13 protein-coding genes are annotated in these 17585 nt (G+C 39.5%); 1 reads left to right on the top strand and 12 read right to left on the bottom strand.

Translation table 11 applies throughout. From position 1 onward, the window contains the following. Positions 1-7 precede the first annotated feature (7 nt). The 12 genes from ACPEEM_RS01170 to ACPEEM_RS01115 all read right to left on the bottom strand — a co-directional run bounded on the left by ACPEEM_RS01170 (position 8) and on the right by ACPEEM_RS01115 (position 16310). Complete coding sequence (locus ACPEEM_RS01170) at positions 8-8509, bottom strand: LPD38 domain-containing protein (protein ID WP_424402764.1); 8502 nt, start codon at positions 8507-8509, stop codon at positions 8-10. A gap of 62 nt (positions 8510-8571) precedes the next feature. Beyond that, positions 8572-10755 (bottom strand): hypothetical protein, encoded by a 2184-nt coding sequence (locus ACPEEM_RS01165; RefSeq protein ID WP_424402763.1) that lies wholly within the window; start codon positions 10753-10755, stop codon positions 8572-8574. A 2-nt stretch (positions 10756-10757) separates the two neighbouring features. After that, positions 10758-12122, bottom strand: coding sequence for a TerL (locus tag ACPEEM_RS01160; protein WP_424402762.1), 1365 nt, complete (start codon positions 12120-12122; stop codon positions 10758-10760). Positions 12123-12304: 182 nt separating this feature from the next. After that, a complete protein-coding gene (locus tag ACPEEM_RS01155; protein ID WP_424407427.1) occupies positions 12305-13024 on the bottom strand; it encodes a terminase in 720 nt (239 codons plus the stop codon). 39 nt (positions 13025-13063) lie between these two features. After that, complete coding sequence (locus ACPEEM_RS01150) at positions 13064-13315, bottom strand: Gp49 family protein (protein WP_424407425.1); 252 nt, start codon at positions 13313-13315, stop codon at positions 13064-13066. A gap of 12 nt (positions 13316-13327) precedes the next feature. Continuing rightward, entirely contained in the window at positions 13328-13585 is a 258-nt protein-coding gene (lysC, locus tag ACPEEM_RS01145) for an Rz1-like lysis system protein LysC (RefSeq protein WP_424407423.1), read from the bottom strand. Beyond that, positions 13515-13838 (bottom strand): DUF2570 family protein, encoded by a 324-nt coding sequence (locus tag ACPEEM_RS01140; protein WP_424407422.1) that lies wholly within the window; start codon positions 13836-13838, stop codon positions 13515-13517. The genes lysC and ACPEEM_RS01140 overlap by 71 nt, the downstream gene beginning before the upstream one ends. After that, positions 13823-14341, bottom strand: coding sequence for a lysozyme (locus tag ACPEEM_RS01135; RefSeq protein ID WP_424407420.1), 519 nt, complete (start codon positions 14339-14341; stop codon positions 13823-13825). Before ACPEEM_RS01135 ends, ACPEEM_RS01140 begins: the two co-directional genes overlap by 16 nt. Continuing rightward, positions 14338-14634: a hypothetical protein gene (locus tag ACPEEM_RS01130; RefSeq protein ID WP_424407418.1), complete on the bottom strand. Its 297-nt coding sequence runs from the start codon at positions 14632-14634 to the stop codon at positions 14338-14340. The genes ACPEEM_RS01135 and ACPEEM_RS01130 overlap by 4 nt, the downstream gene beginning before the upstream one ends. Before the next feature lie 33 nt (positions 14635-14667). Beyond that, a complete protein-coding gene (locus tag ACPEEM_RS01125; protein WP_424402755.1) occupies positions 14668-14826 on the bottom strand; it encodes a hypothetical protein in 159 nt (52 codons plus the stop codon). A gap of 119 nt (positions 14827-14945) precedes the next feature. After that, positions 14946-15374 (bottom strand): phage antirepressor N-terminal domain-containing protein, encoded by a 429-nt coding sequence (locus ACPEEM_RS01120; RefSeq protein ID WP_424407416.1) that lies wholly within the window; start codon positions 15372-15374, stop codon positions 14946-14948. A gap of 375 nt (positions 15375-15749) precedes the next feature. Continuing rightward, on the bottom strand, positions 15750-16310 hold the full coding sequence (locus ACPEEM_RS01115; protein ID WP_424407414.1) for a hypothetical protein: 561 nt from the start codon (positions 16308-16310) through the stop codon (positions 15750-15752). A gap of 292 nt (positions 16311-16602) precedes the next feature. Here ACPEEM_RS01115 and ACPEEM_RS01110 point away from each other — a divergent pair, with 292 nt between their 5' ends. After that, positions 16603-17565 carry a factor H binding protein domain-containing protein gene (locus tag ACPEEM_RS01110; RefSeq protein WP_424407412.1) on the top strand — a complete coding sequence of 321 codons (963 nt, stop codon included), beginning with the start codon at positions 16603-16605 and terminating at the stop codon, positions 17563-17565. Positions 17566-17585: the final 20 nt, after the last annotated feature.

Genomic DNA, 17585 nt, shown 5'->3' with positions numbered 1-17585 from the left:
TTATGTATTAAAAATCTTCTTTTTCCATTCGTTCTACCACCATACGTACAATGTTATTTTTGTTTTCACGTAAACGATCTAATCGCTGACGTTTTTGTTCAGCTGTAAGATTTGGATTGTTTTGGATCATATCCATTTGAGCTTTTACCACCTTAAGCTGTTTCTGAGTTTGGCTCAGCGCTGGTTTGTAAGCAAGTAATCGTTTATTTTCTTCCATAAGTAATTTAGCATCTGATGCTCTACCATCATCTTTATAGGATTTAACAGTAGCGGAGATTTCAGATACTTGGTTAAGGAAATTGTAGTAGTCATTCATATAACGGGTATATTTACGAGGCACTGCCACATCACCACCAAATACGGCATCTAGCACAGGGTATTCTTGCCAATTCTTTGCAGGAAGCTCACCATACCCATCAGCTTTCCGAATTGCTAAATCACTCATACCTAGCACATACATTCCTAACGTACCAAAATAGCCGTGAATCAAGTGATCGGTTTGTTTTGGACTTAAACCAATAGTGCTGGTTAATCCAGCCATTCCGCGAGAAACAAGGGAAGTACGCTCATCATAGCGAGCTTCTTTCATTAAACGTCTATCTGACAACGTTTCAATTTCACGCCCTCTAAAGCTGTCGTAGTTGTTGTAAACCTCGAATATTGGTTTTACAGCTTGTGGAATAGGATTTAATGCGAGTGTATTGGTGACTGCGGAAAGTAATCTATCTTTAAACCGCCCTGTGCTATCTGCACCTGACATTGTACGATATAAGCGTTCAGGGATAGTGCCAAACACTACTCCGAGCTCAAAAGGCTTCGGTATTTTAATGATTTGACCACCAAGATTCGCTAACCAGAAATTATCCTTAATATCATCACCTTGTTCTTCATACCATTCTTCGCCTTGGTTCATTGCAGCTAATGCGACAGACGCAAGTGCTATTATTGCCCCACGTTTTGCTAACTCTCTTGGGTTTGTTTTGAAAGCACGTCCTAGTTGTGACATCCCTTGTAGACGAGCGTTAAAGAAAGGTAGCACATCACCTAATATACGTAAGGCAGTGGCACTACCGTGCATTGAAAAGTCCATTAAATCCTTGGACTCTAATGCGGCTTGAGCTTTGGATTTACCTGATGCAATAGCTCTGTCGTACACAGCGATACGGTTAGCATTTTCTGCAGCGTGGTTTAGATAAAAATACCTATCTAATACACTACTTAATTTATCTTTGGTAAAGATAACACCGTCCATAAACCCATCAATTTCTGCCACATTTCTCCCTTGTTTGCGTAAATGTTTGCGGATATGTACCGCTGCTTCTTCAGGATTTCCACCATTCACATAACCTGCTCCAAAACTTGCCCCTGCAAACATTAAATCAATGGATGAGCCTGTGCGTTTGTATGCATCTTTCAATCCTTTAATAGAATCCATACCCAACTTAAATCCATTATTTCTATCCACTACCCAAGCCTGAGCCATATCACGTAAGAAATTTCGCACAATAAAGTTTGGCATAGAGGTGACTGTTGCAGTTAATACTCTTTTTGGTCCAGCAAAAAGTTTTCGGAATGGATAATCCAGTGGCTTTTGGTCAATGCTAGTGATAGCATTAAACAACATCGCATCGTTGATACGTACCATTTGCTCTTTCCCTTCGATGCGAACTAATGCTACACCACCGTCTTTATCTGCTCCGTGTTTACTACTACCTAATTTTTTCCAGTCCATATAGGTTGGATTTTCAATTAAGGTAATTACTCCCGTATCAGCAAGGTTAGTAACCGCTTTGGTCATCGCTGCATTTTTCACAGATGCATCAATAAGTTTCGTCGCATTCGTGATCACATTTTCCAACAAGTCATTAACTGCTTTATCACTACCTTTCAATCGTTTAATGCCAGCATTTTGACCACTCAATCCTTTATTGCGATAAGGAGCAATCGCATCGCCATCTTCACTTTCACGATAAAACGGAATGTAGAACTCCTTATCTTCCCATTTTGCTCGATCTTCTTGATTAATAAGTCCTGTGCTTTCAGCTAAATCAAGCAATGACTGGTTCCACGCCATTAGTTTCTGACGAGCTTGTTCAAATTTTGCTTCCTTGCCTTTGTTTAAGGCTTTCAGCTCATTGATTTCCGCTTGGCTAAAGTGGTTTTCTCGTCCCTCTTGCATCAGCTTATCCGCACGATTACCAGCCACCCACGCCAAGAAGTCATTCGCATCATTGCCAAGCGACTGCAAAATACCAAATAACGCATCTTGCTCTGTTGTGCCTTGCTTACGTTGAATAATACCTTCACGATATTCAGGTAAACCATATAACATTGACGCTTCAGAAATAGATGCACTACCTGCTGCTAATCTTGCAGCGGTGTAAGCAGATTGAGTGTGATCGGTAATACCAGCCTTATCTTCTGCATATTTAATTGGTGCGAGAGCATCAAATATTTTAGTGTTAGCACGTTTGCCATATTCCAACATCAAGGATTTCCACTCACTCAATGGACGATTTGCCATCGCTTTTGCCATATCTGTCATATTTTCAAGCGGTGTGTTTTCATTGATTTTTCGCAATTTTTCTACGTTGGATTGAGAACGAGAGAATTTATACGCTGGGTTAGGGTTGCTATTGAATTTTTGAATGCGTTGGATTAGACTTTGGACATTAGCGATTTGTTGGGAAGTCAGTTGAGTGTTTTCACTTAGCTGTGGCTTCCAAGATAAAGACAAATCGCTATTTTTATTTTCTACTTCAATCGTCTCCACAGAATAAATTCTATTTCCTTGATCGAAGCTCATCGCTTTTACTGTCAGTTTGGCTAATCTTATTTGACCATCTATATTCAATGGTGCAAATAATCTATGCACTCCTGCAATATTCGGATCATTGTTTTTGTCAGGCTCAACCCAACCTTGAATGGCATTCTCAAAAAGCTGATCAATGTTCGCAACAGCAGTTAAATGGTCTTGTAAATTAGTTGATTTATCAACCGCTTTACCACTTAACAGCTTATCCAAAGAGCGTCTAGAAATCGTTGCCACCATTCCAGTTTCTTTGTTGATCAACGGTTCGCCCAGTAAGTCTGAAACAATCGCTCTTGCTTCATCGTAACTTTTCGCCTGCCGTTTTGGCACAGCTTCTGCAAATTCAGCCGTTGGATTTTCGCTAGAAGAGTAGCGAATATCATCACTCCCCACATCAAACGCCCCTGTGTTGTCAGTGGCGGATTTGATTTGGTTTGGTTTAAGAACAACCCATATATCACGACTATCATCAGGTCGGATATGGTCATATTCCAAATGAATATCTTTGCGTCTAGCTAATATTTTATCCTTTTGGCTTATCTTGGCATTTAAAAACACAGGCATTTTATTATCTCCAAATAACTGAGAAATATTTTCATCGCCAGTGAAATAGAATCCTCCGCCATATTGCCCTGTGCTATTTTGCTTGCTTTTATCAAAAGTATTAAATTCCGCATTAGTCCCATGATAGACAATCAGTGGCTCACCTGTTCTCGGATTAATAACTTTACTTGCGTTTTCAGGATCGTTTTCCCAGTCACCGAACCACGCTTTAAATTCAGGGGTGCGAACCTGTACCCATTGGCGATAGTCTAACTCAGTTCTGCCTTGCGCTTTAGCTTGTTCATAGGCTTGTTTACCGCCATATTGCTCTGCGGTTTGATTAAATGAACGGTGTTTTTGGTTTTCATCGACACTTTGTTTTACCTTGCTGTCTGCTTTCCCCTCAATCTCGCCACCCATTGCACCTTGAACCTCTTTAATCAGGCTGATTAAATCATCATGGCTAAATTGCTCCGCTCTTTCTTTACCGAATAGACGAGCCACAAACTCACGGATACGTTGTACTGTAATTTCTAGCCAAGATTTGAGTTGTTTCTCACGCATTGGTGGCACTTTGATGCCATAACGAGATTTTAACTCCTCCATTTTGCCTGTGGTGTAGGCGGCATTGAGTTCAGCTAGTGCTTCCTCAACGGCTAACAGGCGGTTACCTCTTGTTTCTTCACGCTGTTGTTGGATAGCATCCGCAAGCTCCCGTACGGTGGTATTTTGCTCGATTTTGGTCATCAAGTTACGGTATTGATGTGCAAATTTAACCTGCACACCACGGTGAGCTAATTCATGCCACGCCACCCATTTCAACCGTTCATCACGGCTTAAAACGCTGTTGCCACGGATGTTATCTTCAATAATAAAGATTTTACCTGTTTTAGGATTGTAGCCAGCTTCTACCGTTGGATCGTCAATACCTATTTGTTTACGATTAACAACCTCAAAATGCTCAGCGAGTTTATTACCTACAATTTTCTTGATTTGGGCTTGGGTTTGAGCAAGATTTGCTTTTTGTTGTTGCAGAATTTGCAATAGGCGTTTATCATTGACATCAGATAAAGGCGACGAGCTTTCACCGACTGGATTTGTTATCCTACTCGGCAATGAAAGTAACTCGCCTTTCTCTATTTTGGTAAGTTTGTGATCATAATAGCGATTGCCGTCTTTAGTTACACCAATAACAGCTCTTACTGTGTAATCCACACCGCCAATTTTTAAACCTGCTAGATAGTATTCATATCCATCAATTGCAAAATTTTTAGCTTTATCCTCATTCGGCAACGTATCAATATAAATCGCATTTTCAATAATTTGTGGAATAGCTGCGATACTTTGTAAATGCTCTACATCTTTGTAGTCGTGCTGTAAAATCTCTTTTACACCACCAGCTCCAAGTTCGACAGTTTTCCCAGTATCTTTGTTGGTATAAGCACCACGCAATGATTTACCATATGCCAACGCATTTCGTTTATATTGGCGTAAGTCATCGCTTGGCTGAATTTCATTCCCTGTAATCTCAATCGGTTTTGCTTTACGTAGTTTTTCTAGGCGGTCAGGTTTTTGCAGAGATTTACTGAACAAAATTTCTCTATTATGCAGTGCATCTAATTCATTTGTGGCCTGCTTAATCATCTCCGCACGATGATTATCCACTTCACCATCATATTCATAGAGTTTTAAGCCTGCATTTTCTAATACCGCTCTGGCTTGTGGGGTTAGGTTTTTCGGAATAACCGCCCCTTTGAAGTCGCTAAATTGCGTGACATCTTTTGCTTTGCCTTCAAAATATTCTGTTGGCATTGCTTCGAGTTTGGAGAGAAAATCTGCAACTTTTTGGCGATTTTCAGGGGTGTTTTCAACGTTAGCATAACGGAAAGCGGCATCGGCATTTTCATCAACTACATTCCACAAGAATGTATTCACATCCGATACGCCTAAATCTTGAGCCAATTGAGTGGCTTTATTATCAATTTCATTCCGCACTTTCTCGAAATCTTCACGAGAAACAAGGCGATGTTTATTTTTCTGAATATCATTAACTGACTTAAATTTAGGCGTTACTTTCGATCGAATATTCCCAAACCCATAGCCATAACCTTCACCACCTCGCAAATCTTTCTTGAGTTTTTTTACTACATTCTCAAGTGTGTGTGCCATATAGGTTGCTTCACCATATCGGTTTTCACCTTTGCGAATATTCTCTTTTGCTGATATGCCTTCCGCAATTTCATCAACATACGCACGAAATGCATCTTGATGTTGCTCCACAGCCTTACGCATATTAGATATTGTCGCAGGGTTATCAACAACCTGACGGTTCTCTTGATTATCTAAAGCCTTCATCAAGGGAATTTTCGCAAAATTCATCACGTCATACTTATCACCTGATAAGGCTTGCTCTGCTCTTGCAATCGTTCTTTTAGCAAGTGGAGAGTTAGATTGTTTCAAGCGTTCTATTCTGTCTTGAATAAACGCACGCATTAGCGGTTCAAATTTATCCAAATTTACATTATCGTTAATTTGCTCCGCAGTTACCCCTTGTTTGATAGCACGCTGAACGGATGGATAATCCGCATCAGGATCTTTCTCTAGCGTTTTATATGCGGTTTCATAGCTAATACCTTGCTCTTTTAAGAACTGATGTTTCACTGCATCACTTTTCAGCAAGGCTTGCAATACACCTGTGTCCCCTAAACCTTGGGAAAAATCATAATCAAACGCAGAATCATCAATTTCTTTAGCAGACTGTTCAAATTTCTCTCGTAAGTGCTGGACATCTTTTGAGTTATATTCATAAGTCACTTTTGGGTAACGTGGACTATAAATATCTGCACCAAAGACTTTCGCCTTGTTTTCGCCTTTCGGGTCGATGTAGTTTCGATCGCCAATTAAAGTAACTTCACCAAAGCCAGTTAATGGATTATCTTGTTTGGTTACCGCCACCGACGCATAAGGCAATCCACCCATTTTGTGAGCGTGTAAAATGCCGTCGCCACTGATATTATGGGTGACCATTAAATCACGCACATAATCCGCAGGGGCAGAACGAGAAAGTTTAAAACTATTGCCTTGTTCGTCGGTTTGGAGTAGAGTGTTCTCGCCAGTCGCTCCCATTTCGATACGAGAACGTATAGGATCGAGATTGCGTAGGTCAGAAGTGGTCGCACCCCTGCTCTGATTCATCGGCTGGTGTTGCTTAAATCCTGTTACCACCCACCCATTATTTCCCTGTTTTTTAGCAATTCTAACTTCATTACCGTTATAGGAAATTTGAACCGTTCTTGTTTTATCAAAAACGCTTTCTCTATCAATGCGACCTTTCGCAATCGTTTCTGTAATATCATCAATTAAAAAACGAGTAACTTCTTGCTCTGACATTCCATCAATAGCCATTCGTTTATCAATGATATGAGCTAATCCCATTGCCCCTTTGGTTTTTCCATTCGGCAATAAGCGACCTTTATCGCCCCACTCAAAATCAATCCAGCCGTCAAGGTCATTGCGATACATCGCACGGTGAACGCTGCTTTTCTCCAAAATCGCCTTTGTCATTGCTTCACGACCACGAGCGATATTCGCTTCAACGGATTTCATTGCGGAGCGGGAAAACTTATACGCAGGATCGGCATTGTTCGCTTCACTGCTCTCAACGCCTACGTCCACATTAGGTTGCCATTCTGGATTAAAAGCAGACATTGAATAATCAGGGGTGTTTGGCTCGACATATTCACCCACACTAGGCGGAATAAACTCAGACGTTTCGCCTTCAGTCGCAAAACTCGGCTGTGAAGTTGCCGCTTGTGGTTGAGTTTGAGCTTGCTGTTGCGTTCTCATTTGCTCTGCAACCGCACTTGCTCGCTGGTTCATTGCATTCGCACGTTGAATGTTTATCACTAAATCATCAACATCATTCGCCCATTGGTTTATATTATTCGCATAGCGTTGTAATTGTGCATCAATTTGAGGGTTCCCTGTGTTTATCGCTTCAATTACACGTTTACGTTGTCCATTAAGTGCATTTCTATGGCTAATAGCATCAATCCCCCCCATCACGCCACCAAGTGCACTACCTAACACCATTCCATCAACAACATTTTGTTTGACGCCTTCGTGAATATCTCGATTTGGATCGTAATATTGTTGGGCAGTTCTGTTAATTGCGTATTGTTCAGCCGCACTTTGCCAACCTTCCGTTCCAGATTCTAAAAGTGCACCTTTCATTACACCTTTTTTGATTGTTTGACCTGGTTTTGCTAAACCCCAAAGACCACCACCAAGACCAGTGATAGAATTGGAAACAATATCCGTTGCAATTGCCATTGGGTCTAATGCAGCAGTTCGACCGACTTGATTTCTAAATGACTGCTTAGCTTGTTCAAACAATTCTTCGTGCGTTAAGTTCTGACCTTTTGGGCTTTCTTTTAACCCCCAATACGCTTGTTTGAATCCCTCTAAATTAGCCAAGTCATTATTGCTCATCTGTCCAACTTCATCATAGACTTGGCTTGCTCGACTACCAGCAGACATCGCAGACATTACCGCCGTTACACCCATTGCCCGTTGTAAATTTGGTGGAATACCTCGTTTAGCAGCTTCTTTTACGGCAACTTCACCAATTTGCTCTGCCGCTTCTTTTGAAAGTTTTTTAGCCGCATATCTACCAGCCGCTTTCACGCCTACTGTTGCTAATTTACCCGCACCCAATGTTGCAATAGTATCTAACTGTTCGCCAAGTAACGCACCTAGATTGCCAGCCCACCAATACGCATTAAGAACACCCTTGCCTTCGCCAGTTTTTTCGTCATAGCCATCTAGTGCACTTTGTCCTAATGCGTCACGCATTTTATTGGACATTGTTGCCATATTCTCATCAGCACCACGAGCCGCCCAATCCGCAGTCTTATTTAACCAGTCGCTATCTAATACGGTACCCAACCCTCGTGCTAAATGACTAGCTCCACGCCAAACACCCATTTGAAAACTGTCAACAACATCTCCCATAAACCCTTGTTCTTCTGGTTTTGGTGTTTCACTTAGATAAGATATTGGAGCTGCATCATCATTATCTTTACCTCTGCCACCACCAAATACTGTTTTTTGCATGTATTCATATTCATTGTTTGTGAGTTTAAATGCTGACATATTCGTTTCCTTTTCTTCGGGCATAAAAAAAGACCTTTCGGTCTTTCTTCTTTTGCGTTCTATTACTCTAATCCAATATTGTTACGCACTTCGGTTTCTGGCACTGGCGTTTGTTTAAGTTGAACTTCTGTCTTAAATTTCTCCATATCTACCGCCTGTCTTCCGCTTTCTTTCTGAATATCAGCAGAAATGCGTGCTGTATTTAACTCTCTATCGAGATCGAGTTTGGCTTGTGAGGATTGTTGGTGAGATTGAATTTCAAGCAGTTTAATCTCTAGTTCTTTCTCTTTAATCGCCACTTTCATTTGCTCTAACTGCAATTGATGCTGGATTTTCATTTGTTCTAATTGCATTTCGTGCTGTTGTTTTTGTTGTGCTAGTTGCATTTGCATTTGTGCTTTTAGAATTTCTGGATCTTGCGGTTGTTGTGCGTTCGCTTGCTCCATTTGCTGTAATTTCTGCTCATACTCGTCTTTCGGAATAAGCATCGTTTGTGTTCCCATGCTCATAGACTGCATTAGTGTTTTCGCACCGTCATACCAGTCGAAAGCGTGCATCAGTTGTGGATGCTGACCAAACTTCTGGAAAATGTCGATAATCTGTGCGGTTTGTGTTTCTTTCACAAGTAAAGCAGAGGTGCCACGTGCAACGACCTGCATATCTCCTTTGACGTCGTTATCTTCACTTAACGCCATATTGTATTCATAGAATCGTCTGATTAATGGTTTAGTAACCGCATCGTCCCACTCTTTAACTTGACGTCTTCTCACTGCATTTGCGGCATTCATTAGCATAGACATACCGCCTAAAGTCGGCGTGACTTGCCCTTGCTCACCCTGTGCAATCATCGGCAACCCACTTTCCTCATCCATAAATGACTTAGAAAGCTGAATGATATTGGCAAATTCTTGTTGTCTGCTATCAAACGCAAATACACCAAACGCACGCTGTGCTTCAAATTGTGCATTAGCTGTGGCTCTATCCGTTGTCCTCCACAACTTATTCGGTTTAATTTCCCAATCGCCATCCACTGGGGCAAGTACGCTATTATTTACAACAACTTGTGAACCAATTGTAAGTACACTATTATCAATCATTCCACGCCAAGCTGTGTTAAGAATTTCTTGTGCATCACGACAAAGATAAGGGATGCCAAAACCAAACACACAAGCAACATCAGGTTCACATGTATATACAGAATAAGGAAACTCGGATGAATTAATTGGATTAAGATTAACGCTTAAAATCTTCCCGTTGCCTGACATTACAATCACGCCATCAATTTCTTCACCTTGCTCTTTCTGTTGTTCTGATACAGAAAGTTGCCCCCCTTCTTTCAATTCCTCACTTGCTTGTTCTAATACGGAAACAGGGATGCCACCGTGATAAGTCCACACTTCATAGCGTTTGTCATTGGTCGCTTTCTCTAATCCTGAAAGTGTCCGTAATGTATCTAAATAACCGTCCATATCAGAACTAGAGGTATGTGTTTCTTGTGCCTCTGTTTCGATTAATTCTTTGATTGTATTTTCAAAATAATAAGGATTATGAATAAGTGCTTGTAGATGCTTTTTGGTTAAATAAGAACGCTCAAACACAAATTGGCATTCTTTCAGGTTTGGGGCGGTCATATCAGGCACGAAATCCCACGGCAAAACAACATTTACTGATGGTTTGTTTTTGAAAGAAGAAGTAGCAGACCAGTTGCCTAATCCATCGTCCTTCCAACTTCTCTGTTCTACCACTTCTAAAACTGGGCCTCTTAAAATACCAGTACCCAAAACAGCGGCATAATGTAATGCCAATCTAGCTTCTGCTGCGTAATCGCACTCTAACAACTGATCGTCAATCAATTTCTCCATTTTCTCCGCACGCTCTTTAGCATCTAACATAATTTGACGTGCATTTTGGATTTGCTGCATTTGCATTGGATCTTGGGAATCTGGTTGTTTCGCAATATTAGCAATAGACGGAATTGGTGTTGGTGAAATGCCGTAGTTTTTATCATCGCTCGGGAATAACATATCCGTCATTTGAGCAGACCAAGCATCAGTTTTCGATCTGGTATAACCCACAAATACTTTTGATTTATTTGTACTAGACTGTTTCTCATATTGATTGCGATACTGATACATATCACTTACCCAGCGTTGAACAATTGGCTGACGTTGATTGATTTGCTCTATTAATCGACTTTGTAGCGTTTGCCCAAAGCTTTCTATTGCATTTGCGATCTGTTCTGACATTTCTAATACCCTGTTTTTGAGCTGATTGGATTATGTGATTTGACGTTGATGATTTGTTGTTTAAACATTGTTGGCATTGCACCTAAACATAAATATTGGTTTGCGTCGTGGGGGTGAGAGTAGCGGTTTTTATCTGGTGTTTCAGTGTATTTCTCTTCACCGCTGACATTTAATTGTCGGTATGCGTAGCCAGTTTCATAGCCTTTGATTAGCGTTTTACAGTGTGGACTGATCAGCATTGCTGGTTGCCCTCTACCCACTAAGCGAGAAAGCCACCAACGCACCGCTTCTAATCTTGCTGTTGTGTTGTTTGTATCCGCTGGTTGTGCGTTAAATCCATACTCTTCCAATAACTGAAAACAAGTGCGTTCATCAGTTTGAGCACGTTGCACACCAGCAGGGTCGCCAATCACTCGAATATTGCAATCAGCGTATTTACTTCTTAAAAGAGGGGAAAGTTGTTCTGTAATAAATCGCTCAATCCCCATTCCTGTTGCTACTACTTCATCAACAATACGAAGTTGTCCGATCGGTGCAATTTGCCCGATGATTGCAGCTGGAGTAAGTCCAAAGTCCAAACCGATAAATGTTTCCCACGATTTAACTGGCACGAGTTTTTCTTTCGATACGTGCAATTCTTTATTGAAGTGATCGATAAACACGGGTTTTCCTGATTGTACTGTTGCAAATTCATTACACACTCGAGATTTAATCCAGTTAAGTGTTTGCCCTTGGATGTTATCGAACCAGTAGCCATAGCCTTTCTTATGATTATCGACATTCTCTGCTAATGGATTAGCCACAAAGCGGTGACCAAGATAGTCATCATAACGCTCTTGCTCAATCATCACTTTTAACTCATCTTTTAATCCAGAATTAGAAATACCGGTTATATCGATCAACGCACCAGGCTGAACAAAAAATTCCCACCCTTTAGGTCTGAGTGATTTTCCTGTTTCTTCATCTACCCCTTGTTCAAACTGATACCACCAATGGTCATCATCAGGCGAGTTGGTGTCCATAATCATTCCGTTCCACGTTGCCCCCTCAAACCCTTCTTCGATCCGCTTTTCAGGATAACGTCCAGTACGAGTAACTGCTTCAGTCACAAGGGATTGTGGTAAGAATTGTGCTTCATTTATCCAAATTCCCGTTAATTCTAACGACATCAGTTTTTTAACATCCTTAGGCTTATCCATCGACAAAAACAAAAATTCCGCCTCAATGCGAGTTTTGCCATCAGGGTGAGGGATATTCATTCTGCCTGTGATTGGACTGTCATATTTAATCGGGCAAATCTGCTCAGGAATCCACGCTTGAAAGGTTTTAATCACTGTTCCCTTGAGTTCAGGATAAGTGTTCCGCACACACGCCCACCTTGTTTTCCGCACGCCTTGATCATTTGGCTCTTGATTTTGACAAACGCGAAACATCTCCATGACGCACCCCACAGACTTACCGCTCCCTATAGGGCCACGAATTGCTTTAACTAACGCTGTCGATTTATGGACTTGTTTAAATGTGTCAGAAGCACGATAGATAATACGCATTACTCGAACTCTTGAATGAATTGGATTTGGTTGTTTGCTGCAGTTTTAGTATTGAGTTCCTGTTTAAGTTTATCTGTCTCTGCTAGCACTTTTTTCACCTGAACCTTGCGCAGTTCAATTTGACTTAAAATATTGGCGATACTGTTATCTGTATAATTCAAGCTTTCAATCCTAGACACTGCCCTATCTAATGCATTTCCCGCAGAATCAATAATCTTTGAATAAGATTCTTTTTCCTCTGCTGTTTCTGCCTCTTCTAAAAGTGCGGTAAATTTCTCAATACTCTTAACTGCGCTCACTGCTCTTTGTCGCATTAAGTCAATTTCATCTTTTAAACTAAAATCTTTAACAATTCCGAAATCAGAATCATCTTTAAAATAACAAGAATAGCCACCGTGAATTTTTGGTCTGCCACCCTTGTTCGCAGTTTTTTGTGCACTTTTCACTTCGCTTTTCGCAGTTTCGCAGTTTGATTCGCAATTTGTTTCGCAGTTTTCGCTGTAATCTTTTGATTTATCTTGATTTTCTATGTTCGCAGTTTCGCAGTTTGATTCGTACTTTTCTGCTTGTTCAAAAACAGTTTCAGGTTTTTTTATATAGCGTTTCGCAGTAGATAGATTAAGTCCTTTTTTCGCACACCAGTCTTTTACAGATACACCAGTTTTAGCATTTGCTCTGATATATTCTATTTGTAGTGCTTTCCAGTTAATTTTTGCCATAAACGAGATATAAAAAAGCCCGATTACTCGGGCAACACATTAAAAACCAGCTAATTTATTTTTCAAAACATAGCCTTCTAGCATCCATAACTTATCAAAGGCATTCTCATAAGCGATAGATTCGCCAATTTCTTTATTATAACTAGCTGGGTCAACACAAGCAGATTCGCCTGTTACAGTAAATCCATTGCGAAGTGTCAACACACAAACTGTTAATACATCTGTTAGACGATGGAATTTTTTATCTACGATAATTGATTTCAAGTGTTCTTTAGTTACACGGTTTTCCATTATTTTCTCCAATTAATTTTGTGCGTTTTCTGTTTGCCACTCTCTTATCTTATCTATGCGATTAAGGCATACATCACGCTCTCGCTTGAGTACAATTGAATACCTCGACACATCACCATATGTTTGTCCTGTGAATCCTGTTTTATCCAAGTGTGCAAGAAGTGCGACTGGAATTTGTGGGCAAGCCTGAACAACTGGCTTACTTACGCAAGAACTCAATAACAGCACGAGGAGCAATAGAACTGTAAGCACTAGTGCTTTTTTCTTCATGTGAAATAGAATTAATTGCTTCATCTTCTTTCTCCCTTGCTTCACTTTCTAATCTGCTGATCTCAAGCGTAAGTTGTCTGTTTATTTCTTCTTGCTGTTTGAGATTTTTAATACTCTCACTTTGTTGTGAAATGGTTTTGGCTTGAATGGTGTTTTTGGCTTTTAAGTTAGAAATAGATTGGAATTGGACCCACAACGCTACGCATAAGCCCAAAATAACGATAAAAAGAATCTGAGTTAATCGGCTAAACATAGCTCACGTTCCTTTTGTCTGCGGATTTCAAGTCCACGTAATACTTTACCGCCCGAATACTTCCAGCGTGGGAACTGATCACACATTGCTTTAATATTGCCATTGCGTGCGTGCTTGAATAATGTTGAGTATTTTAATTTGCCACAACCGACATTAAACGCTAATGATGTAACCGCTTCAAAAGCACCTTGTGGCAAGCTCTCGCCATTAGCCCAGTCATTAACGCATTTTTCAGCCACTTGGATGTCATGTACCCAACGTTCCGCTATTTCTTCATCTGAATATCTTTTACGCTCAATCTGTAATCCACTTAATTCTGTCGAGCCAATGCCAACAGTTAGCACATCAGCTGGACACTTGTACGGCTCTAGCATACAGCCTTCAGCATTACCGATGATTTCTAATCCCCTTTGCCCTGTGCGAATCTGCCCATTATTTTTAGAAAGCACAATTGCAATAATTGATGCCACAACACAGACAGCGAGTTTTTTAGAGTGTTTCATTCTATATCAAGCCCTTTTTTTAATCGTTCAACGTGGAGTTTATGAATCTCCTCTTTTCTTTCCTCATCACGAAGTCTAATCTTCCGTTCTTCTTCCCTAGCTTTGTTTTTGCGTTCTTCTTCTCTCACCCTCATTCTTCTCTCGTGAAATTTTGAGGACAAGTTAACAAGAGCTGTAACAATACCGATCGCAAGACTAATCATCATTAAATTCTGCTGATCACCAAGCCAAGCAAGTAACCCACCAAAACCAGACCAGATATATGATTGCGTTCCAGCATCTTTCATTTTCATAATCTCCACCCCTTTTTTTGGGGTAATAAAAAATCACTTCTTCCAATCTTTTAATGCCGACAAGATATTTGGCAATCGCCAAGCAATAACAATAAAAACAGCAGAGATTGTTAAGGCTAAAGTCGTTTCCCATAAACCATATTCCATAAGTAACTCCTTGATGATAGGTAATAATTGTTCTACAATATCCATTCGATTTTGTTCCTTCTTGTTTGGGAAGTTGGAATGAAAAAACCCCGAGTGCGGCAAACGCTCGGGGTTTTGTTTTTTTGGCGTAATAAAAAAGCCTGTGTTGTAAACAGGCTTTAGGGTTATTCTTCAAGTAATGGTTTTTCTTTGAGTTGTCCTATTGCTTTTGTTTGCAATAATGAATTCATTTGCTGAATCACTGCAAACTCTCGCTCAAGTTCAGCCTTTTCTTTTTTGCATTCGTTTAACGCCTTTCCTTTTTGGCTAGATCGCATTTTGTAATCTGCCATTTTAGCTCGCCAAACCTCTGTTTTATTCTTCACTTCATCTCGACGAGCAATACCTGTTGTCCAATAATCCCATAAAGCAAGGAAACATTCTTCTTGGTAGTTTTCCAATCGTTCTTTTAAATCTGAACGTACTTTATTTGGGTTGATTGAGAACAGCCAACCATTTAATTTCTTGATTGGCATACACAGCATTTCGTATTGTTTGCCATCTTTTCCAGTTGTAGGCATATGTACACAACTGAATTTTTCAGCTTGGCTCATCAAGCTTGGCATCTACCAATTTAAAGATGTTTAAGGAATTTTAGGCAATAAAAAAGCCAAAGTGCGGTTAATTACACTTCGGCTATTATTGGAAATCTTACTGTAAAATTTAGGGAAAGTCAATTAGATAAAGGGATGAGGTTATTATGGTAAATAAAAAAGGCGACCATTAAGATCGCCTTTTGTTATTATTTTTCGCAAAGTGCCAGTGCCGCATGGTAACGTACTAGATTGTCATATGGGTCGTGAGGTAAGTTTTCATAATCCTCAACGCTGATTTCCACGACGTTATAACCGTTCACTTTTCTGCCTTTATTTTCAACTCTTAATAAATAAGTTTCTTCATCTTTTTTGTAAACTGCAACAGAAACATTATTAATGTGCTACTTGACCCGCAGAAAATAAATGCTCTAATCCGTCGGTTTCATCTTTATCAAATCCCTCTTTTTCTACGAACTCATCAGCCCATTTTCTAAGCTCACGTAAAATAACTTCAAACTTTTCATCTTCAAGATCGCCAACTACATTTTCTAGAGCTTCTCTTAGCTCCCTTGTGCAATCATTTCCACTATATTCGAAAGTCCATTCATCGTCATCATCTTTTTGATAAGTCATTGATGTTGTCGGTTTCCCGTTAATTTCTACTGTAAAATACACGTCGTATTGACCGTCATCAAACATTTGATAATCAAAAGAAAGAATATTTGTTGATAAACAAACTTCTTTTTCGTTTAACTTGATATTTAGCACTTTGTTCATTTTTAAAATCTCCGTTTCTGCTAATTTAATAAACCATTTACTCATTGTTAAGCCGTTTACTTCTGCCGTTTTTCTAAAAAGTTCTTTTTGACTATCTTGAACTCTTATTTGAATTTGAGAAGATGCAGTTACTTCTTTCGCCGCATTCTTATTTCCTATTTTTCCTGATTTCTTCATCTATTCTCCTTGTTCTTGTTGAGCTAATAATAACGCCCCTTTTTCGTTTTGTCAATACAAAACAAAATAAAAATATTTAAATAATTCCTTATTTTGTGATCTACTTCTCAATTTTGCTTTTTCAGTTAAGAAAATAGCGAAAATTCCCACGCAAAATCTATTTTTTGCTTTTACTTTCAAGGCGTTACTAATTACATTTCAATTTTTACGATCTTTTTATATTATTTTTTATAATTAAAAAAATCTTTCATGTAAATTAGTGTTAGCTTTAACCTAACACTAAGGAGTTATCATGAAAAAATTAATTTTACCCATCGTCCTCTCTCTTAACTTAACTTTAACGGCTTGTGGTGGAGGCGGAAGTGGAGGAAACCAAGATAATAAAAAAGACGAGCTAACAACAATTGTAAAGCCGAGAAATTTAGAAAAAATAGAAACAATTAATACTCTAATATTAACTGATGGTGAAAAGTTCTTAGCAAGCTACTTATTAGCTCCGCCGAGCAAACAAGCTAAAACTCAAAGTGAGCTAAAAGATGGAAATGTGTATATAGAAAGCATTGAGGTTACTTTAGATGATAAAAAATACACTAATTTAGAGTTAGCTAATTTCAACAATGGATTGAGAACTAATAAATTAAATTTTAAAGGAAAAGGTAAACTTAAAGGAGAAAAACTACAAGACTTTAATGAAGATCTAACTCTTATTACTTATAAACAAGACTCATCTGCTGTGCTTATGCTTAAACGAGATGGTAGGGAGTGGGCTGAATTTAGAGGTATAATCGGAGAATCTACACGGGCAGACAGTTTACCAGCGAAAGGCATTTTTACTTATAATGGAAGTGCTTTTGGTTATAAAGGTGATAAAATTGTAAGGGGTGACTTGATCTACAAAATAGATCTTGAAAATGGTATTGGAGCAGGTGTTATAAAAGGCTTGATTGATAATGACATTTTACTACATCCAACATCTCTTATTGAATTAACATCCAAAGATGTTAAAAATGGCACTGTCGGATTCTCGGGTAGAGCAGAAGAAGTGAGTAAAATGAGTGGAGAACCCGTTTTACTGGGGGGAAAAGGTGGCTATGAAATAGGTATCTTCGGAAAAGATGGAAAAGAAATTGCAGGCTATACTAGCGGAGAATCCATTTCATTCGGTTATGAAGATCTCGTAATAGACGGCAAACCCGTTGGTAAAAAAGACAATACAGCATGGGATGCTGGTATAGCAGGAAAAATAAAAGAATAACGCCATTATGAAATAAACCC

This window comes from Pasteurella pantherarum, assembly GCF_049670885.1.
Lineage (GTDB): Bacteria > Pseudomonadota > Gammaproteobacteria > Enterobacterales > Pasteurellaceae > Pasteurella.
The sequence above is the reverse complement of the archived record's forward strand: the minus strand, read 5'-3'. Positions and strand labels throughout refer to the sequence as shown.